Origin of the sequence: Neoalteromonas flava (assembly GCF_002807685.1) — a bacterium.
Lineage (GTDB): Bacteria > Pseudomonadota > Gammaproteobacteria > Enterobacterales > Alteromonadaceae > Alteromonas_E > Alteromonas_E flava.
In genome coordinates, this window is record NZ_PEAX01000002.1 from 1 (window position 1) to 19366 (window position 19366).

A 19366-nucleotide genomic window follows, 5' to 3' on the forward strand; every position below is an offset into this window, starting at 1 on the left:
TGTCAGCTCACCACAGCTTTTCGCAGACTTACACGTCCTTCATCGCCTCTAACTGCCAAGGCATCCACCGTATACGCTTAGTCACTTAACCATACAACCCTAATATGTCTGCCTTTTGACTCCAGACTATCAGTGGCTTTCGCCAGGCCGTAACGTGACAATCGCTAATCGTTACGTGCAAATTCGTGATGATTGCGTTAGCTTTCATCGCGACATTTGCGCAAGGAGGACTTACAGTACTCTTTGCAGCAAACTAATTTGCTCGATATACAAGTTTCGCTTGAAAGAACCGTCATTTAATAAATAACAATTCAATCAGTTACTCTTGGATTAAATTAATATCAGCTTTTCCAAATTGTTAAAGAACAGATTCAAGGCTTAAAAAAACCTTAATCAATAATTTTCATCATTCATTAAGGCTCTTACCTGACAACCATCGATCACTTTCCACCCGTACCAATTATTATACAACAGTAAATGGTAGGCTTGGGCAGACTTGAACTGCCGACCTCACCCTTATCAGGGGTGCGCTCTAACCAGCTGAGCTACAAGCCTGTGGTGGAGCTAAGCAGGATCGAACTGCTGACCTCCTGAATGCAAATCAGGCGCTCTCCCAGCTGAGCTATAGCCCCATAAGTATGGTCGTTCTTTTCATAACAAAACAATCTGTGTGAGCACTGCATCAAGTGCGTCCATCGACTTTAAGGTAAGGAGGTGATCCAACCCCAGGTTCCCCTAGGGTTACCTTGTTACGACTTCACCCCAGTCATGAAACACAAAGTGGTAACCGTCCTCCCGAAGGTTAGACTAGCTACTTCTTTTGCATCCCACTCCCATGGTGTGACGGGCGGTGTGTACAAGGCCCGGGAACGTATTCACCGCAGTATGCTGACCTGCGATTACTAGCGATTCCGACTTCATGGAGTCGAGTTGCAGACTCCAATCCGGACTACGACATACTTTAAGGGGTCCGCTCCACATCACTGTCTCGCTTCCCTCTGTATATGCCATTGTAGCACGTGTGTAGCCCTACACGTAAGGGCCATGATGACTTGACGTCGTCCCCACCTTCCTCCGGTTTGTCACCGGCAGTCTCCTTAAAGTGCCCAACTTAATGCTGGCAACTAAGGACAAGGGTTGCGCTCGTTGCGGGACTTAACCCAACATCTCACGACACGAGCTGACGACAGCCATGCAGCACCTGTGTCAGAGTTCCCGAAGGCACCAATCCATCTCTGGAAAGTTCTCTGCATGTCAAGTGTAGGTAAGGTTCTTCGCGTTGCATCGAATTAAACCACATGCTCCACCGCTTGTGCGGGCCCCCGTCAATTCATTTGAGTTTTAACCTTGCGGCCGTACTCCCCAGGCGGTCTACTTAGCGCGTTAGCTTCGCTACGCACGTATTAAATACACACACAGCTAGTAGACAGCGTTTACGGTGTGGACTACCAGGGTATCTAATCCTGTTCGCTACCCACACTTTCGCACATGAGCGTCAGTCTTTGGCCAGAGAGTCGCCTTCGCCACTGATGTTCCTCCAGATATCTACGCATTTCACCGCTACACCTGGAATTCCACTCCCCTCTCCAAAACTCTAGTCTGCCAGTTCTAAATGACCATCCCAGGTTGAGCCCGGGGCTTTCACATCTAGCTTAACAAACCGCCTGCGTGCGCTTTACGCCCAGTAATTCCGATTAACGCTTGCACCCTCCGTATTACCGCGGCTGCTGGCACGGAGTTAGCCGGTGCTTCTTCTGTTGCTAACGTCACAGCTAATGGGTATTAACCATTAACCTTTCCTCACAACTGAAAGTGCTTTACAACCCGAAGGCCTTCTTCACACACGCGGCATGGCTGCATCAGGGTTTCCCCCATTGTGCAATATTCCCCACTGCTGCCTCCCGTAGGAGTCTGGGCCGTGTCTCAGTCCCAGTGTGGCTGATCTTCCTCTCAGAACAGCTAGAGATCGTCGCCTTGGTGAGCCTTTACCTCACCAACTAGCTAATCTCACTTGGGCTCCTCTATAGGTGGGAGCCGAAGCCCCCTTTGGTCCGTAGACATTATGCGGTATTAGCAGTCGTTTCCAACTGTTATCCCCCTCCTAAAGGCAAATTCCCAAGCATTACTCACCCGTCCGCCACTCGTCAGCAACTAGCAAGCTAGTTCTGCTACCGTTCGACTTGCATGTGTTAGGCCTGCCGCCAGCGTTCAATCTGAGCCATGATCAAACTCTTCAATTGAATACTTGCGTCGTTTCTGTAAACAGAAACTAAAAATAAATTGTCGTTGTGACACTCTTAACGAGTGCCCACACAGATTGTCTTGTTATAAATTGTTAAAGAGCGATGCAACTTTCGTTGCGGCTTGCGGCGTCTTTGTGACTCTCCTCAAGCGGGATGCGCATTCTACATTGTCGCATCTGGGAGTCAAGCATTTTTTTTGAAATTTTATTTTCAGCGATTTGCTTGAAACCCGCTTCAGCTAAGGGATTGCGTCAAATCATTGGCGTTGCCGTTGATTTGTTTATTTCGTCTTCCCGTTGAAGCGAGCGCGCATTCTACAGACCTAACTTCTCAGGTCAACCGCTTTTTTAAAAAAAGTTGAAAAAAACCAGTCAACTGTTCAGTCTTTGTTCGGTTCGCTGTTTTTTTGTGCTTTTTCTACAGGTTCTGACGATTTTGAACTTGTCTCAAGAAAGTCCGCATCTTCTTCATGATCACCCACAACGTCCTCTAGTGTTACTTTATCAACTGTTCTAAACGTGTTGATTGGACCTGCCAATGCATATAAAGAAAAGACAACAAAAAGTACTAAAGCGGGTTCAGTCGCAACAACCACAAATATCAACATTATTAGAAGTAAGGCTACAAATGGGACTTTCCCGTGCCAATTCACTTCTTTAAAAGAGTTATACTTGAAGTTACTGACCATTAATAATCCACTCAGTCCGGTAATAATCGCTACAATTATTCCATAGTCTGTACCATCAGCCTGATATTCAACGCCGACCCAGACTAGTCCTGCTACTACGGCTGCCGCTGCGGGACTTGCCAAACCTTGGAAAAAGCGCTTATCTGCGATACCTACCTGTGTATTAAAGCGAGCTAATCTAAGCGCAGCACCGGCGACATATATAAAGGCAGCAAGCCAACCAAGCTTACCCATTTCAGTTAAACCCCAGTTATAGGCAACCAATGCGGGAGCCACGCCGAAGGAAACCATATCCGCCATAGAGTCATACTCAGCGCCAAACTCGCTTTGAGTATTGGTAATACGCGCAACACGACCGTCAAGCCCATCAAATATCATAGCCACAAAAATGGCGACAGCCGCCGCTTCAAACCGCCCATTCATCGAAGACACAACTGCAAAAAAACCCGAAAACAAACCGGCCGTAGTCAGTAAGTTAGGTAATAAATAAATACCTTTACGCTTGTTTTGAGACATAAACTCCTCTGGAAAACCGATTAATACGAAAAACCTAGTGCTCGCAACACACATATTACACAAACGAGATTGAACTAGTATTTATCTAAACATTTATTACTATAACACAGGGTGAACACTTACCAATAAAAGTAGAGATAAAGGAATGTGTACCTTTTTACGAACAGTACATGTCTCTCTCGAAGGATTAACTACCTTGGGAAAAATGAAGTATGCAGTACAAACCCACTAGAGAAAGTATTCGCCTATCGCGAAAAAGCCAAGCAGTTGCTAGAACAACTGCTTAACCAAACAGAATGATAGAATTATCACAATCCCGCGGAAGTAATAACTAACTCATCCGCTTGCACATCTACGCGTATAGCGCTATCTGGTGCAATGTTTCCAGACAATAGTGCCTGCGCAAGCGGGTTCTCTATCTCGGTTTGAATTGCTCGCTTCAGCGGGCGAGCGCCGAACACAGGATCAAAACCGGCTTGTGCAATTTTATCTAACGCAGCTCCGGCTATTTCAAGTTTATAGCCTTTATCAACCAAACGCTGACGTAATCCGGCAAGCTGGATAAGTGCAATAGACTTAATTTGTTCACGTCCCAGCGGATGAAATACCACAATGTCATCGACCCGATTGATGAATTCCGGCCTGAAGTGTTGCCCAACCACAGACATAACCAAAGACTTCATTTCGTCATATTGGCTTTCTTCGTGCTTGTCTTGAATAATGTCAGAACCTAGATTTGAGGTCATAATGACTACGGTATTTTTAAAGTCCACTGTCCGTCCCTGCCCATCCGTAAGGCGACCATCATCTAACACTTGCAACAAAATATTAAATACATCCGGATGCGCCTTTTCCACTTCATCTAATAAAATAACTGAATAAGGCTTGCGTCGAACAGCTTCGGTCAAATAGCCCCCCTCTTCGTAGCCTACGTAGCCTGGGGGCGCGCCAACCAACCTAGACACACTGTGTTTTTCCATAAACTCAGACATATCGATGCGCACCATCGCTTGTTCAGAATCAAACATAAAATTCGCTAGTGATTTACACAGTTCAGTCTTACCCACGCCGGTTGGTCCTAAGAACAAAAATGAACCTATGGGTCGGTTAGGATCGGCAAGTCCAGCCCGCGAACGGCGGATCGCATTGGAAACCGCAGTAACCGCCTCATCCTGACCAACGACGCGATGGTGCAATGCTTCTTCCATACGCAGAAGTTTGTCACGTTCACCTTCCAACATTTTGGATACTGGGATCCCTGTCCAACGGGATAAGACCTCCGCAATTTCGCTGTCAGTGACTTTGTTTTTTAGCAACTGGGTTTCAATGCTTTCATGCTCTGACGCCCTTTCTAATCGCAACTCTAATTCTGGGATCCTGCCATACTGTAACTCTGACATGCGACTCAAGTCGGATGCTCGGCGAGCAATTTCCAAATCTAATTTAGCCTGCTCAAGCTCCGATTTAATCGACTGGGTTCCCTGCATTGCATCTTTTTCTTGCTTCCAAACTTTATCAAGCTCGGCGTATTTAAGCTCCAATTGCTCGCGCTCAAGTTCAATAACTTCTAGTCGTTTGTGGCTGGCATCATCGGTTTCTTTTGCCAACGCCTGCTCTTCTAGTTTCAACTGAATGATACGGCGCTCAAGACGATCCATTTCCTCTGGCTTGGAGTCCATCTGCAGTCGAATACTTGATGCTGCTTCGTCGATTAGATCAATCGCTTTGTCTGGTAACTGGCGGTCACTAATGTAACGCTGTGATAAAGTCGCTGCCGCAACAATGGCAGGGTCGGTAATATCCACAGAGTGATGCAACTCGTAGCGTTCTTTTAAACCACGCAAAATAGCGATGGTGTCTTCGACACTAGGTTGGTCTACTAGTACTTTTTGGAAGCGGCGCTCCAGTGCAGCGTCCTTTTCTATGTATTGGCGATATTCATCTAGCGTGGTCGCACCAACACAGTGTAATTCACCACGCGCTAATGCTGGCTTCAACATGTTGCCCGCGTCCATTGCACCATCACCTTTACCGGCTCCAACCATGGTATGCAACTCATCGATAAACAGAATAACCCGTCCTTCTTCCTTGGAAAGTTCGTTTAACACAGCTTTCAAACGCTCTTCAAATTCACCGCGATATTTAGCGCCAGCCACCAGCGCTCCCATATCAAGCGCAAGAACGCGTTTATTTTTCAAACCTTCGGGTACTTCACCATTGACTATCCGCTGAGCTAACCCTTCAACAATTGCGGTTTTCCCCACACCTGGCTCACCAATCAGTACCGGGTTATTTTTAGTACGGCGCTGCAGAACTTGTACAGTACGACGAATTTCATCATCACGTCCAATCACAGGATCAAGCTTGCCCTGTTCTGCTCGTTCAGTCAGATCAGTGGTGTATTTTTCGAGCGCTTGGCGCACATCTTCTGCGTTCGGGTCAGTGACTTTTTGTCCGCCACGGATTTTTTCGATAGCTTGATTAATTGATTGTTCCGAAGCACCAGCTTCTTTGAGCAACTGCCCGAGCTTTCCTTTATCTTGCAACGCCGCCAGTACGAAAATCTCAGAGGTGATGTATTCGTCTTTACGCTGCTGCGCAATTTTGTCGCATAAATTAAGCAGGACTACAGTTTCTTTCGCCAACTGAACGTCACCACCGATGCCATCGACTCGGGGTAATCGGTCTACGGCCTCAGATAAAGCGGACCGCAAGCTATTGACGTTAAGATTGGCTTGCTCGAATAACGAGCGTAGAACACTGCCCTGTTGATTTAACAGTGCCGTCATTAAATGTACAGGTTCAATATACTGGTGGTCACGGCCCAGCGCTAAAGATTGCGCATCGGAAATCGCCAACTGAAACTTGCTAGTAAATCTGTCTAAACGCATATGATCTTCCTATAAACGTTTTATCACTTACTATCTATGTGGGTATTTATCTTAGTTTATTCAAGTTAATACAGCTAACTCTATGATTTATCTAACAACATGATTGCACTTACCATTCTACCGCAGTTGCTCTGTCCATGATGTCGAGCTCGCCGATAAGAAAAGTAATTTTCTTCATCACAATAGGTACAATCGGCACTGCTGGAAATACTATGTATGCCCAGTTCTTCAAGTTGCTTGCGGGCGATCACTTCAAGGTTAAGCATCACTTTATCGGCCATTTGCGCAGTTTTAATTGCATTTGGGATGTGCCTAAATTCACGTGAATCTTGCGCAGAAACCTCATAGTGACAAGCGCGGATATGGGGGCCAATCCAAGCTAGGATGTCACCAGCCATTGAGTTGGCGAATGCGGCATTAACACTATGCTCAATAATCCTGGTGCGCAGGCCTTGCAGTCCTGCGTGCACAGCGGCTATCGTTGATGCGTGCCGATCGGTGAGTAAGATTGGCACACAGTCTGCTGTCATTACCGCGCACGCTTGTCCATGCTGATGAGTAAAGGATGCATCGGCGAGATGGCATTTGGCAGGGAGCTCGATAGCTACATTACTGTGCGTTTGTTCTAACCAATGGATGTTATCGGCGTGCGGCAATCGACTACGATTCTCGATAACTGCAGTTTTCTCATCGCCAACATGAGCACCAAGATTAAAAGTGCCGAAGTCACCGCTACTGACGCCCCCCTTTCGAGTTGTATAAAACGCTGTCACCCCATGTGGTAGTGACCAATTGGGTAATCGGATAGAAGCCGATTTAATCATCTAGGCCAAAGACCTGCGTATCAGCATCAAGTAACCCCAAGAGTCCTCGCATATCATCTGGCAATGGTGATTGCCATGTCATCCATTCTTCAGTTACCGGATGATACAAGGACAACTGAGCCGCATGCAGCGCCTGACGCTTAAAACTGCGCAGGCCAACTATTAATTCTTCAGCTGCACCTTTAGGCATACGTGGGCGCCCACCGTAAGCAGGATCACCAACAATCGGATGTTTAATATGTGTCATGTGCACTCGGATCTGATGCGTACGCCCGGATTCAAGCTTAAGTCGAAGATGCGTATGGGCTCGAAACTTTTTAATTACTCGATAGTGCGTCACCGCAGGCTTACCAGTTTCGCGAACAGCCATTAGTGTGCGCTTGGTTTGATGACGACCAATGGGAGCATCCACTAAGCCCCCCGCGACCAGAGTGCCAAGTACAATCGCTTCGTACTCACGACTCATGGTTCTAGATTGTAATTGTTCAACCAGATGAGTCTGAGCTTCCAATGTTTTGGCGACTACCATCAACCCAGTGGTATCTTTGTCAAGGCGATGTACGATACCCGCTCTAGGTACGGTATTTATGTTAGGCACTCTCGCCAACAAGGCGTTTAAGATTGTGCCTGTTGGATTCCCCGCGCCCGGGTGAACAATTAAGTCTGCAGGTTTATCAATAACCAAAATATGTTCATCTTCAAAGACCACGTTAAGCGCTATTTCTTGTGCCTCGTGAGTTACCTGAACGGCAATTTCCGCAGCGATTTCAATAGACTCAAAGCCTTGCAACTTGTGGCGCGGAGTCACACAAACCTCACCATTAATGGTTACACAACCATCAAGGATCCAACTTTTTAGTTTGGAACGTGAATATTCAGGGAACAAATTCGCAATTGCCTGATCTAAGCGAAGACCGTGCACTGATAAATCTGTTTCTGCGGCTAATTGAACCACAGACGTTTTTTCGTTCATAAAAACCTTAATTATGCCTTTGTTGCAGTATAACAAAAATCATTCTCAGAGAAGTGGGTTTATCGGTAGGAATTATATGAAGCATTGCGGTAGAATACGTCGCAAAATTGAGTGGTATGTATTTAGCGTGCCAGACAGGAAGAGTTAATGAAGTATCAACGATTATTTTCGGTTGCATGTTTTTCTGCAACGTTACTGCTTACCGGCTGCAGTTCGTCGGACAATGAAGAGCAAATTATAGCGGCTGATCAGGGCGCTCAAGCCATGTATGATCAAGCCAAAAGACAAATGGATGCAGGCAATTTTGCTGGCGCGGCAACCACATTAAGTACTTTGGATAGCCGTTTTCCATTCGGTCCTTTGTCACATCAAGTACAATTGGATCTCATCTATAGCCATTACAAGTCTGGCAAAGCAGAACAAACCCTTGCGACCATTGACCGTTTTATTCGCTTAAACCCAAATCACTCTGATATTGACTACGTGCATTACATGCGTGGCCTTACCAATATGGAGTCGGACAATAACCTTTTTCAAGACTTGTTGAATATTGACCGCACCGATCGTGACCCATCAAAATCACGCGAAGCGTTTGAGGACTTTCGCCGCCTGATCGAGAAGTATCCTGACAGTAAATATGCTGCGGACGCACAAAAGCGCATGCTTTATATTAAGAATCGCTTGGCAAGTTATGAGATTGCAATCGCCCGCTTTTATATGCGCCGACAAGCTTATGTTGCAGCGGCTAACCGAGGACGTTTCGTGCTAGAAAATTACCCTGATTCCAATCAAGTTCAACAGGCTTTAGAAATCATGGTCGCTAGTTATGACCAGTTAGGTCTTGATGAGTTAAAGGAAAATGCGATAAAAACACTCAAACTAAATTATCCGAACAGCGACTTCATTTAATTAATCAATTCGCTGCGAGTGTTATTCGTACCGCATGTAATATTGTCTCACACATAAAAAAAGCGTCTCACCGACGCTTTTTTTATTTAAAGAATAACTGACTAAAGGGGTTTAGCAAACGAGCGAGACCCGAAGTAAAATGCAAGGGCTTATCAACGATACTAAATACTAAGCACCCTTCTTCAGCTTCTGAAAACGGGGCATGAGTATGCTCTCCGGTTAGCGCAATAAAGTCACCCGAATCATAATGTGATATGCCATCGCTAAACTCACCATTAATAACTAAGGTCAACTCAGACCCTTTGTGCGTGTGTTCAGGTACTCGACCGCCCTTTTCCATGTAGATAAAATTGGCCACACCTATATCTCCAAGATCGACCGGCGCTTGCCATAGCTTGCCTACCAATGACGACCAATTACCCGTACTTTTAGCGTAGCGCTGTAAAGCACGAGGAAGCTTAAAGGAGCGTCCGTCCAATTCGATTGTATCAATCAAAGGTGCAGAGATTGCCTGATGCTCAGCGACAGGTTGCTCGAGAATACTCCCTAACATCCGGTCCAAACGAGGGTCGTCCTCACTCGCCGAAAAGGCTTCGTTCGCCAGCAAACTATTTTCATTGCGCGCCAACTCCATACAGCGAGGGCACATGTCACAATGCGCAGATACCAACAATGCACTCGCGGGCGCAAGTGTGCCTTCTGCGAACTGGCGGATATGTTCAAGGTTTGGGTGAAAATTAATCATACTGCTTTATCATGTCTTTCAATCGTTGTAGTGCAAGGCGAGTACGCGATTTCACCGTGCCTAATGGAATATCTAGTTCATCGGCGACCTCTTGCTGAGATTTGCCGTCGATGTAAATCGCCTCAATAACCACTCGTTGCTTTACCGGCAAAGAATCAAATAAGTGCCCCAATTGCTCAAGAGTCATTTGTTCTTCTAAAGATACTTCGTTGGCATCTGCTGTTTGTTCGCACAACACTGGCCATAAGTCATCAGAACAAATGTCCTCTTTTCTATTTTGCAATTTACGCAGCATATCAAATCGAATATTTCGCGCGATAGTAAATATCCAAGTCGAAGGCGACCCCTTTTCAGCATTAAAGAGATGCGCTTTTTGCCACACATTTGACATCGTGTCTTGAACCAACTCCATCGCTAAAGCTTCATTACCCATTTGTTTTAGCGCATATGAACGCAAACGAGGAGCAAAATAACCGAAAATTTTAGCGAACGCTGTTTTACTGCGCGTAGACGCCACTTCAACTAAGTAGCCTGACATCTCTTCAGCACATTCTATCGGTTTGGAAGGTCTCGCGTCGCTCGATTCCACAGGAATACCAACTAGCATAATGACTCTCTTTTCAGCTTTTTAATTTAGTACGCAGAAGAAAGAGCAATGGATCAGTCTATTAATTGTCGCAGAAATTCTAACACTTTGCTGCAATCTTTTTGCGCTAGGAATGCTTGCTTTTGCTCAGCCTCAACTGGCAGTAACTCGAGCCAACGATGGATAACCCAAACCGGGTCGTTAAACTGAGGCGACTGATAGAGGCCATTGACTTCAGGATATTTCTCGAAAATTTCCTTTAGCCGGATATGCATAGGCTCAATTTCTGCTGCTGGAATTTCCTCTTTCCATAGGTGAATAGCGTTGCATTCACCGACTCTAAGCCCGTCTGCTTGGGTTTGAATATTTGTAATATTTACGCATTCCAAGCCCTCGACGGTTATGCCCAACAGCCCATCTTCCAGCACATCAAAATCGACTATTTTACTTTTCGTACCAATGGGATAAATGTGCGTATTTTTTTCCTTATCACCCTTTGCGTTGAGCATACACACGACGAATTCAGAGTTAGACGCGCATACCTCTTTCACCATGCGAATATAGCGTGGTTCAAAAATTCTAAGCGATAAGCGCCCTGCAGGGAGCAAATGCGCTGACAATGGGAATAAAGGTAAAGTATGCAAGCCAGAGACACCTCTTTTGAATCTAACTGAATAGCATTACGCACGAGGTCCCAGCATGGATCGGATTTAAGCGACCATTAATTTTAATTAATCGCTTGATCTTACTAGCACGTTCGCTGGTAAAAAGAGTGGAAAACCCATCTGAGAATTTTTTCGTGGAAGCGATAGATAAGTTTTGTAACTTTTATCAACAACTTAATAGCAGAGACATCTCTGGGTTGGCTGATGTTTACGCAGATAACATCGAATTTATCGACCCAATAGCGACACATAATGGCATTAGTGCTGTACAAAACTACTTCGCCAAACTACTTAGTGGTACTCGCTCATGCGATTTCTCAATTCTGTCTGTCGACAGAGTGGATCAAAACCACTATTTCGTCACTTGGGTCATGCAGTTCGAATCAATCAAACTGAGTGGCAAAGTGATACGAGTTGAAGGACTAAGCCAACTAAAAACAGACGAAACCCACGTGATATATCATCGCGACTACTATGACATGGGCGAGCTCGTTTATGAACACATCCCAATTATTGGTTACTGGATCAAGAAGATTAAAAGGCAACTCAAATGACCAAAACTATATTAATAACCGGTGCCACCTCGGGGATCGGTGAAGCTCTCGCTAAACTGGCAGCTCGCAGAGGATACGCGGTGATTGCGTGCGGCAGAAACCAAAATAAGCTTGCTGATTTAGAAGCAATTGAAAATATAACAACTCTACAGTTTGACGTTACCGATGCGAAGCAAACGCAAGAAAAGTTACATACAATTGACTGTGATATTGCAGTGTTGAATGCAGGTACCTGCGAATACGTCGACGTGGATGAGATTGAGCCTGATATGTTTCATCGTGTTTTTGCGCCTAACTTTTTTGGCGTGGTGAATTGCGTTGCTGCATTGCGTCCAAACCTGATGCGCGATGACCAATTAGTGATCGTGGACTCGCTGGCTCGCTTGTTGCCCTTTACCCGAAGCCAAGCATATGGTGCCAGTAAAGCTGCTTTATATTATTTCACCAAAAGCCTTGCCGTCGATTTAACACCTGCGGGAGTGTTAGTGCAATCCGTATCTCCAGGCTTTGTCGAGACACCGTTGACGGATAAAAACGACTTTGAGATGCCGATGAAAATCAGCGTCGAAGAGGCCGTTGAAGACTTGTTGGAGGGAATTGAAAAACGCAAAGGCGCTATTTATTTCCCGACTCGATTTAGCCTGATATTGCGGATACTCAATCTAATGCCTGCATTTATTCAACATAACCTTTGCGTCAGTATGAAAAAGAAAATGCGTCGCGGATCAAAATAATGACAAAAAACATCGCTATTATTGGAAGTGGTATTTCAGGGTTAACCTGCGCCTATCTGCTCTCTCAAAAACACACCATCACGGTGTACGAAGCTAATGACTATATCGGTGGTCACACTGCAACTAAAAAAGTTGATGTCGATGGCAAGACCTATGCTATCGATACGGGGTTTATTGTTTTTAATGACTGGACTTACCCTAATTTTAATAAGTTGATGGCTCAGTTAAAAGTAGACATGCAACCTACGGAAATGAGTTTCAGTGTCAAGAACGTTGCCGAAAACCTGGAATATAATGGCAACACATTGAATAGTTTGTTTGCTCAACGACGTAATCTTCTACGTCCCAAGTTTATAGGCATGGTGCGCGATATCTTAACGTTCAATAAGGCGTGTAAAACACTTGATGTGAATACTGTCAGCGATACAACAACATTATTTGATTTCATCGCTCAGTTAGGCCTTGGTAAAGCATTTACCGACAATTATATATTGCCGATGTGTGCGGCTATATGGTCGGCATCGATAGAACAAACCAAACGGTTCCCGCTGCGTTTCTTTTTGCAGTTTTTCAACAACCACGGGCTATTAAATATCACCGACCGACCGCAGTGGTACACCATTATTGGCGGTTCAAACTGTTACATCGAACCACTGATAAGAGGCTTTCAAGAGCGTATTCTTCTCAATACTCCAGTGGCGGAAGTTAAGCATGGCGCACAGGGAATTGAAGTTGTGACAGCCAATGGAAATAAGCAGGTTTACGATGATGTTATATTTGCCTGCCATAGTGACCAAGCACTGCAAATGCTATCCAATCCAGCGCCTGAACAAGCGAACATCCTTGGTGCGATCCCTTATGCGATGAATGAAGTGGTATTGCACACAGACACCACTTTGCTGCCCAAACGACATTTGGCGTGGGCCAGTTGGAACTATTTAATCAAAGGAGATAAGGGCGAAAACGATAAACCGGCATCGGTGACCTATAATATGAACATTCTGCAACGTCTTCATGATGCACCGGAAACCTTTTGCGTGACGCTCAATAATACAGCAGAGATTGACCCAGCTAAGATCCTTGGTACTTACCACTACGCGCATCCACAATTTGGTACGGCAATGGTTAGCGCGCAACAACAGCGCGATAAAATCTGTGGCGTCAACGGTATGCATTTCTGTGGTGCCTATTGGTATAACGGTTTTCATGAAGATGGTGTACGCAGTGCACTAGATATCTGTGCTCGCTTTGGGTTGACGTTGTGAGATTGGGTTAATGGAAAGCGCACTCTATTTGGGCGACGTCATGCACCAACGCGTGGTTCCAAAACATCATGCGTTTAGTTACCGAATTTATTTGTTTTGGCTGAAGTTGGATGAAATTGAAACGGTTGCTAGCGCGGTTAAAGGGTTCTCAACCAAACGGTTCGCACCTGCACAATTTAACCGTAGCGATTACTTAGGTAATCCATCCTTACCGTTGCAGAATGCGGTTTTGCAGCAATGTAGCGAGCTAAATGGCAAACCCATCTTGGGTGATGTTTTTATGCTTGGCCAAGTGCGCACGTTCGGCTTCTATTTTAGTCCGGTCAATTTTTACTTTATCCGAGGCGCGCAAGGTCAATTCACGCATATGTTGGCTGAAGTTAGCAATACTCCATGGAACAAGCGGCACCATTATTTGGTGGACTTAGCTGTTCAGGAGCCAACGGAAAAAGCCTTTCATGTTTCACCGTTCAACCCAATGGATATGGTTTATCATTGGTCGGTGCGCCAGCCAGATAACGAATTAAAACTAAGCTTATCTTGCTACAAAGAACAGCGACACTTCACTGCAGCACTAAACATGACAAAATTGTCATTGAACTCAAACAGTTTAATGCGCGTACTAATATCTATACCAATTATGGCGCTTAAAACGGTAGTTGGCATTTACTGGCAAGCTATGAAACTGTTTGTCAAACGGGTTCCGTTTTATCCCTACCCTAATAGTACGAAGGAATAATAAGCATGACTCATGGCGAACAAACGTTGGTTTTCGAAGAACAAATGAGTTGGGTCGACCGCGTTGCAAAAAGTCTCTTTCTAAATGTATTGAAATCTCTTCCGTACGGTCAAATTACGATTAAAGAACGAGGCAGTGTTGTAGTTACGTGCGGGAATACGACAAGTTCGTTGCACGCTGAAGTCAATATTGTTGATCCCAAAGCCTACCGTCATTTGCTGGTTGGCGGCAGTGTAGCGTCAGGCGAAACCTTTACCGAAGGTATGTGGGAAACTCCTAACTTGACCGATGTTATCAGGATTTTTGCGCGCAATCTCGATACCCTCGATCAGTGGGAAGCAAAATTTAGGTGGTTGAGCTTGCCGATGCTTAAAGTTAAACACATGATGCGCAAGAACTCGCAAACTCAAGCCAAGAAAAACATCGCTGCCCATTACGATTTAGGTAATAAATTATACACGCGTTTTCTGGATGAAAGCATGATGTACTCAGCGGCCATTTATCCAGAGCAGTCATCCTCCTTAGCCGTCGCTCAACAACACAAACTAAAAACCATCTGCGACAAACTGCAATTATCTGCTTCCGACCACTTATTAGAAATAGGTACCGGTTGGGGTGGTTTGGCCGTCTTTGCAGCAAAACACTACGGCTGTAAAGTCACTACAACGACCATTTCTGAAGAACAATTCGCTTATGCTCACGCGTGGGTTGAAAAGGAAAATTTGCAAAGCCAGGTTACGCTGTTAAAGAAAGACTATCGATTGCTGGAAGGCCAGTTCGATAAGTTAGTTTCTATTGAAATGATCGAAGCTGTTGGCAAGGAGTATCTCAATAACTTTTTTGCCAAATGCGCTTCACTGCTTAAGCGCGATGGTTTAATGGTGCTGCAAGCCATCACAATAGACGATAGACGCTACGACCAATACGCTCAGGGCGTTGACTTTATTCAGAAGCACATATTCCCTGGTGGTTTTTTGCCCTCACAGTTCATTATGAATAAGGCTTTGAAAGAACATACTGATCTGATGATCCGTGACTTGCACGACATCGGGTTAGATTATGCCCGCACTTTAAAGGATTGGTATCAAGCTTTTCAACGCAACCGTGAAGCGCTTTTGCATGATGGCTATGACGATCGGTTTATGCGCCTCTGGCAATATTATATGAACTATTGTGAAGGCGGCTTTTTAGAACGAACGATTAGCACTGTACAATTAGTGTTGTCTAAACCAGGATTTCAACCCGCAATTGTTCGTCAAGCCGAATGAGTTACTGGTTATTTAAAACCGAGCCTGACGCATTCGGGATCAACGATTTAGCTGCACAGCCCGAATGTAAAGCGACTTGGGATGGAGTCCGCAACTACCAAGCACGTAATTTTTTACGTGATAACGTCAAAGTTGGCGACACTGTATTTATTTACCATTCTAGTTGTAAAGATGTGGGTATTGCGGGATTGGCTACCGTTACTCGCGTGGGGCTTGTGGATGAATCGCAATTTGATCCCGAGTCTAAATATTATGACCCGAAAGCCACTGTAGAAAAACCACGCTGGTACATGGTTGAAGTGGAGCATCTTAAAACCCTTGAACATGTTTTACCGTTACGCACCATTAAAGCAATGCCAGAAATCATCGAACTCCCTCTGGTAAAGGCAGGACACAGATTGTCTGTTATGCCGGTGAATCAGTCAGAAGCAAAGGTGCTAATGACTGCTATTAGCTAGGAATTAGGGTTAATAGATCCCCTCTGGTAAACAGCCCACCGACAGTTGTGACGGTTATAAACGCAGTTGGTATTCTGTGTTACTTACCCGTTCTCGTTTCCGCCTTCTAACACCGATATCGGCTTTGACATGATAGGTTTGCCTTGATTAATTACGATTTCCACCCGTCGATTACGCGACCGTGCATCAGCTTCATCACCGTCTAGTAATGGTGCAGTATCAGCTTTGCCGACCACCGACATGCGTGATTCATCAAATCCAGTTGCACGGCGCAACTCTTCCGCTACAGCAACCGCGCGCTGAGCCGATAAATCCCAATTGGAACGATACAACTCATTGGATATTTGCTGACTATCGCTGTGGCCTGAAACCTCAATTTCCCCTGGCATATCAGCCAAGAGTTCACCAATGCTGCGAATAATCGGAATAAACTGTGGCTGCAAGAAAGCCGAGCCAGCCGAAAAAGAGCCGTTCTCACGTATTCTAATCGTAATTTGCTGGCCAAGGGATTCCATCTCAATTGAGCCATCGACAATTTGCTTTTCTAACTGTTGCGCCACTTTCTTGAGCATTTCGTTGACTTGCTCTTGGCTCGCTTGTTGAACTTGTTGAGCTGCCGATTGATCGGTCGCGGTTTGTTGAGCCTGCCCACCGCGCTGCGTGCCGCGTTGTTTTTGACGGCCACCGGCAGAATCTTCATCGCCCGCTTGAAACTCCAACATCTGTTGAGTCATTTCAATGGTTTGTTGTTGAATATTCTCAATCGGCGTAGGGTCTGGACGTCCGGGTCTAAACTCCATGGCAATCACACTGGTCCCCTTGGGAATATCCTTCACTTCAATCTTATTTTGCACGCCAAAGGCAAACTTCATTGAGCCTGCAATCTGCTTGAACTTAAGCACGTCCATTTCGGAAAAGGCCAACAAAAGTACAAAGAAACACATCAGCAGCGACATCAAGTCTGCGAAAGTTCCCATCCAAGGGGGGAGTCCCTCGGGGGGACATTTTGGACATTCTTCTTCTTGGCTAGCCATGATTAATCTTCGTCACTAGGCTCAGAGCGCTTGCTTGCTGCGAGATAGTTTTTCAATATTCCTTCAATCACTCGGGGATTTTGGCCGTCGGCTATACCCACTATCCCATCGAGCACTAGGGATTGATTAAGCTTTTCTTCTTCTGCTCGATTGCCGAGTTTTATCGCAATGGGTAAACAAATGACGTTGGCAAAAAAGGCTCCATACAAAGTCGTTAACAAAGCTACCGCCATAGCAGGGCCGATCGCTTTTGGATCATCCATGTTACTTAACATTGCAACCAATCCGATCAACGTACCGATCATTCCCATGGCAGGCGCTACATCCCCCATACCTTTGAAGATCCCTGCACCAAATTCATGGCGCTGAGTGGTCATTCGGATATCTTTAGCTAGCGTCTCGCGCACCACATCAATGTCGTGGCCATCTACCAGCATATCAACGCCTTTCTGCATAAAGCTATTTTCTATCTCAGCTTCCTCCAGCGCTAAAAAACCGCCTTTACGTGCGGCGTCAGCCATTTCAACAATCTTTTGAATAAGATCTTCAGGAGCTTCAATCTTGAACATAAAGGCTTTACCGGCGATTTTACCTGCACCAAAAAACTGGCCTAAGGTAAACTGTGAGAGCACAACAAAAATAGTGCCGCCGAATACAATAAGTATGGAAGGGACATTAATAAACATGCCCATATCGCCGCCCAGCACCATCGCCATAACAACGAAACCTATCGCGCCAATAATGCCTATGACGGTTGCTAAATCCACTTGCGACTCCTATGTTGCAACACTGATATTAGATTCTATGCTAGCCATTGTATCGACCAGCAAAATAATTTCTATACTCCAGTTATACTGCTATCCGTGGTTTTATTCACTAGCGCTGGCATACACACCTCTTTTATACAATATAGCAGAGCCAGACGGTAAGAGTTTTATTGTTATTGCGAGGTGATGTTGATGCTATTCGACAGGCAAAATCTAAACTTCTGTCTAGCTAACTCAACCCGTTGGTTAACCTTGCCCGGATTAAATTTTTTGTCGTTGAAAACAAGCACAAGAAGGCTGATGGTAACCGCGTTTATCGGGCTAAAAACATTGACCCGCTATCCCTCGTTCGGTAAGGTTCGCGAATATTTTTGGACACGTGTGGAAGATAGTTTGAGCAACTTTGAAAAGACCATTGCGGAACTAGAGCAAATTGTTAAAGACATGGAACAAGGTGATCTGCCCTTGCAAGCCGCTCTGGAAAAATTTGAACGCGGTGTGCAACTTACCAAACAAGGGCAAGCCACACTTGAAGCGGCGGAACAAAAAGTTCAGGTCCTGATGAACCAAAACGGCCAGCAAGAACTCGGTGACCTTAACAGCAGCGATGAATAGCTCACTTTCTGATTTCCATCATGCTGTCAGGCGTGATGTTGACCATTTCTTAACTCAACAAATCGACCAGCTTGCGGCTCACGCGCCGCAGCTGAAATCGGCAATGCAGTATGCACTACTCGTCGGTGGTAAGCGGATGCGCCCAGTGTTACATAACATTGTAGCGGACTGCATCAATGCTCCTAAAAATTGCGCTATCGCCGTGTCAGCAGCCATTGAGTGCATTCACGCTTACTCATTGGTACATGACGATTTACCGGCAATGGATGATGACGATTTGCGCCGCGGGCAACCCACCTGCCATATCAAATTTGATGAAGCGACCGCTATTTTAACCGGTGACGCATTGCAAACTTTAGCCTTTGAAATACTTTCCGGGCCTGCGACAGGTCAGCTAACGGATACTCAACGACTCGCCATCATAAGATGTTTGAGTCAAGCGTCAGGCTATCAAGGTATGTGCGGTGGGCAAGCCATGGATTTGGCTGCAACCAACACGCGCGTATCTACGGATTACTTGATTAAACTCCATCAACTAAAAACGGGGGCTTTACTTAAAGCCTGTGCCATTACCGCTACGCTATTGGATGAGCACTTAGCAGAGAGTGAACAGCAGGCGTTTGCCGCTTATGCTGAAGCTATAGGGCTGGCGTTTCAAATTCAAGACGATATTTTGGATGTCACTGCAAGTAGCGAAACATTAGGCAAACCCGCAGGATCAGACGAGCGAGCAAACAAGTCTACATTCCCAGCATTACTTGGCCTAACCGAGTCTAAGGCACAACTACAGGAATATCACACACTAGCGCTTCAAGCCTTGGACACTTTGCCTTACAATACCCAGCTATTGCGGCAATTTGCCGACTTAATGCTTAGTAGAACCCATTAATCG

At 45.4% G+C, this 19366-nt stretch carries 18 protein-coding genes, 2 tRNA genes and 2 rRNA genes; 9 read left to right on the plus strand and 13 right to left on the minus strand.

Features of this window, described 5'->3' with window-relative positions; genetic code table 11:
* From CSH92_RS03840 to rluD, 8 genes are all read right to left on the minus strand, one after another.
* Positions 1–91: ribosomal RNA gene (locus CSH92_RS03840) — 23S ribosomal RNA — on the minus strand; the annotation flags it as partial.
* A gap of 387 nt (positions 92–478) precedes the next feature.
* Positions 479–555, minus strand: a tRNA-Ile gene (locus CSH92_RS03845).
* Position 556: 1 nt separating this feature from the next.
* Positions 557–632: transfer RNA gene (locus CSH92_RS03850), tRNA-Ala, on the minus strand.
* 75 nt (positions 633–707) lie between these two features.
* Positions 708–2240, minus strand: a 16S ribosomal RNA gene (locus CSH92_RS03855).
* A gap of 382 nt (positions 2241–2622) precedes the next feature.
* Positions 2623–3447 (minus strand): CDP-diacylglycerol--serine O-phosphatidyltransferase, encoded by an 825-nt coding sequence (gene pssA, locus CSH92_RS03860; RefSeq protein ID WP_100656318.1) that lies wholly within the window; start codon positions 3445–3447, stop codon positions 2623–2625.
* A 308-nt stretch (positions 3448–3755) separates the two neighbouring features.
* The gene (gene clpB / locus CSH92_RS03865; protein WP_100656319.1) at positions 3756–6338 is read right to left on the minus strand and encodes an ATP-dependent chaperone ClpB; all 2583 of its coding nucleotides are present in this window, start codon (positions 6336–6338) and stop codon (positions 3756–3758) included.
* A gap of 80 nt (positions 6339–6418) precedes the next feature.
* The gene (pgeF, locus tag CSH92_RS03870; RefSeq protein ID WP_100656320.1) at positions 6419–7162 is read right to left on the minus strand and encodes a peptidoglycan editing factor PgeF; all 744 of its coding nucleotides are present in this window, start codon (positions 7160–7162) and stop codon (positions 6419–6421) included.
* On the minus strand, positions 7155–8135 hold the full coding sequence (rluD, locus tag CSH92_RS03875; protein ID WP_100656321.1) for a 23S rRNA pseudouridine(1911/1915/1917) synthase RluD: 981 nt from the start codon (positions 8133–8135) through the stop codon (positions 7155–7157). The genes pgeF and rluD overlap by 8 nt, the downstream gene beginning before the upstream one ends.
* A gap of 147 nt (positions 8136–8282) precedes the next feature.
* On the opposite strand from rluD, the gene CSH92_RS03880 reads away from it, so the two are divergent.
* Positions 8283–9044, plus strand: coding sequence for an outer membrane protein assembly factor BamD (locus tag CSH92_RS03880; RefSeq protein ID WP_100656322.1), 762 nt, complete (start codon positions 8283–8285; stop codon positions 9042–9044).
* A gap of 82 nt (positions 9045–9126) precedes the next feature.
* Here CSH92_RS03880 and CSH92_RS03885 read toward each other — a convergent pair whose 3' ends face one another.
* From CSH92_RS03885 to CSH92_RS03895, 3 genes are read right to left on the minus strand one after another with little or no spacing between them, the layout of a single operon-like run.
* On the minus strand, positions 9127–9789 hold the full coding sequence (locus CSH92_RS03885; RefSeq protein ID WP_100656323.1) for a ChrR family anti-sigma-E factor: 663 nt from the start codon (positions 9787–9789) through the stop codon (positions 9127–9129).
* Positions 9782–10396: a sigma-70 family RNA polymerase sigma factor gene (locus tag CSH92_RS03890; RefSeq protein WP_100656324.1), complete on the minus strand. Its 615-nt coding sequence runs from the start codon at positions 10394–10396 to the stop codon at positions 9782–9784. Before CSH92_RS03890 ends, CSH92_RS03885 begins: the two co-directional genes overlap by 8 nt.
* A gap of 53 nt (positions 10397–10449) precedes the next feature.
* Positions 10450–11019 carry an LON peptidase substrate-binding domain-containing protein gene (locus CSH92_RS03895; RefSeq protein WP_100656325.1) on the minus strand — a complete coding sequence of 190 codons (570 nt, stop codon included), beginning with the start codon at positions 11017–11019 and terminating at the stop codon, positions 10450–10452.
* A 128-nt stretch (positions 11020–11147) separates the two neighbouring features.
* On the opposite strand from CSH92_RS03895, the gene CSH92_RS03900 reads away from it, so the two are divergent.
* Genes CSH92_RS03900 through CSH92_RS03925 form a run of 6 tightly spaced genes read left to right on the plus strand, consistent with a single transcriptional unit; the run spans position 11148 to position 16058 of the window.
* Positions 11148–11594, plus strand: a complete 447-nt coding sequence (locus CSH92_RS03900; protein WP_240612729.1) for a nuclear transport factor 2 family protein — start codon at positions 11148–11150, stop codon at positions 11592–11594.
* Entirely contained in the window at positions 11591–12328 is a 738-nt protein-coding gene (locus CSH92_RS03905) for an SDR family NAD(P)-dependent oxidoreductase (RefSeq protein WP_100656326.1), read from the plus strand. The genes CSH92_RS03900 and CSH92_RS03905 overlap by 4 nt, the downstream gene beginning before the upstream one ends.
* Positions 12328–13593, plus strand: a complete 1266-nt coding sequence (locus tag CSH92_RS03910) for an NAD(P)/FAD-dependent oxidoreductase (RefSeq protein WP_100656327.1) — start codon at positions 12328–12330, stop codon at positions 13591–13593. Before CSH92_RS03905 ends, CSH92_RS03910 begins: the two co-directional genes overlap by 1 nt.
* 10 nt (positions 13594–13603) lie before the next feature.
* Complete coding sequence (locus tag CSH92_RS03915; protein ID WP_100656328.1) at positions 13604–14332, plus strand: DUF1365 domain-containing protein; 729 nt, start codon at positions 13604–13606, stop codon at positions 14330–14332.
* A 5-nt stretch (positions 14333–14337) separates the two neighbouring features.
* Positions 14338–15600: an SAM-dependent methyltransferase gene (locus CSH92_RS03920; RefSeq protein ID WP_100656329.1), complete on the plus strand. Its 1263-nt coding sequence runs from the start codon at positions 14338–14340 to the stop codon at positions 15598–15600.
* Positions 15597–16058 (plus strand): EVE domain-containing protein, encoded by a 462-nt coding sequence (locus tag CSH92_RS03925; RefSeq protein ID WP_100656330.1) that lies wholly within the window; start codon positions 15597–15599, stop codon positions 16056–16058. The genes CSH92_RS03920 and CSH92_RS03925 overlap by 4 nt, the downstream gene beginning before the upstream one ends.
* Positions 16059–16141: 83 nt before the next feature.
* Here CSH92_RS03925 and CSH92_RS03930 read toward each other — a convergent pair whose 3' ends face one another.
* Together CSH92_RS03930 and pomA are read right to left on the minus strand one after the other, a co-directional pair.
* Positions 16142–17092, minus strand: a complete 951-nt coding sequence (locus CSH92_RS03930) for a flagellar motor protein MotB (RefSeq protein ID WP_100656331.1) — start codon at positions 17090–17092, stop codon at positions 16142–16144.
* A gap of 2 nt (positions 17093–17094) precedes the next feature.
* Positions 17095–17859: a flagellar motor protein PomA gene (pomA, locus tag CSH92_RS03935; protein ID WP_100656332.1), complete on the minus strand. Its 765-nt coding sequence runs from the start codon at positions 17857–17859 to the stop codon at positions 17095–17097.
* Between the two features lie 270 nt (positions 17860–18129).
* On the opposite strand from pomA, the gene CSH92_RS03940 reads away from it, so the two are divergent.
* Both CSH92_RS03940 and CSH92_RS03945 read left to right on the plus strand, forming a co-directional pair.
* The gene (locus tag CSH92_RS03940; protein ID WP_338063727.1) at positions 18130–18474 is read left to right on the plus strand and encodes an exodeoxyribonuclease VII small subunit; all 345 of its coding nucleotides are present in this window, start codon (positions 18130–18132) and stop codon (positions 18472–18474) included.
* Positions 18467–19363, plus strand: coding sequence for a polyprenyl synthetase family protein (locus CSH92_RS03945; RefSeq protein ID WP_100656334.1), 897 nt, complete (start codon positions 18467–18469; stop codon positions 19361–19363). Before CSH92_RS03940 ends, CSH92_RS03945 begins: the two co-directional genes overlap by 8 nt.
* The last annotated feature ends 3 nt before the right edge of the window (positions 19364–19366 follow it).

What these genes read in the sequence shown, in the direction of transcription:
- CSH92_RS03890 (WP_100656324.1), bottom strand. Translation starts at nt 10,396, where the DNA reads ATGCTAGTTGGTATTCCTGTGGAATCGAGCGACGCGAGACCTTCCAAA.
- pssA (WP_100656318.1), bottom strand. Translation starts at nt 3,447, where the DNA reads ATGTCTCAAAACAAGCGTAAAGGTATTTATTTATTACCTAACTTACTG.
- CSH92_RS03945 (WP_100656334.1), top strand. Translation starts at nt 18,467, where the DNA reads ATGAATAGCTCACTTTCTGATTTCCATCATGCTGTCAGGCGTGATGTT.
- CSH92_RS03885 (WP_100656323.1), bottom strand. Translation starts at nt 9,789, where the DNA reads ATGATTAATTTTCACCCAAACCTTGAACATATCCGCCAGTTCGCAGAA.
- CSH92_RS03905 (WP_100656326.1), top strand. Translation starts at nt 11,591, where the DNA reads ATGACCAAAACTATATTAATAACCGGTGCCACCTCGGGGATCGGTGAA.
- CSH92_RS03880 (WP_100656322.1), top strand. Translation starts at nt 8,283, where the DNA reads ATGAAGTATCAACGATTATTTTCGGTTGCATGTTTTTCTGCAACGTTA.
- CSH92_RS03925 (WP_100656330.1), top strand. Translation starts at nt 15,597, where the DNA reads ATGAGTTACTGGTTATTTAAAACCGAGCCTGACGCATTCGGGATCAAC.
- clpB (WP_100656319.1), bottom strand. Translation starts at nt 6,338, where the DNA reads ATGCGTTTAGACAGATTTACTAGCAAGTTTCAGTTGGCGATTTCCGAT.
- CSH92_RS03910 (WP_100656327.1), top strand. Translation starts at nt 12,328, where the DNA reads ATGACAAAAAACATCGCTATTATTGGAAGTGGTATTTCAGGGTTAACC.
- pgeF (WP_100656320.1), bottom strand. Translation starts at nt 7,162, where the DNA reads ATGATTAAATCGGCTTCTATCCGATTACCCAATTGGTCACTACCACAT.
- CSH92_RS03930 (WP_100656331.1), bottom strand. Translation starts at nt 17,092, where the DNA reads ATGGCTAGCCAAGAAGAAGAATGTCCAAAATGTCCCCCCGAGGGACTC.
- rluD (WP_100656321.1), bottom strand. Translation starts at nt 8,135, where the DNA reads ATGAACGAAAAAACGTCTGTGGTTCAATTAGCCGCAGAAACAGATTTA.
- CSH92_RS03920 (WP_100656329.1), top strand. Translation starts at nt 14,338, where the DNA reads ATGACTCATGGCGAACAAACGTTGGTTTTCGAAGAACAAATGAGTTGG.
- CSH92_RS03915 (WP_100656328.1), top strand. Translation starts at nt 13,604, where the DNA reads ATGGAAAGCGCACTCTATTTGGGCGACGTCATGCACCAACGCGTGGTT.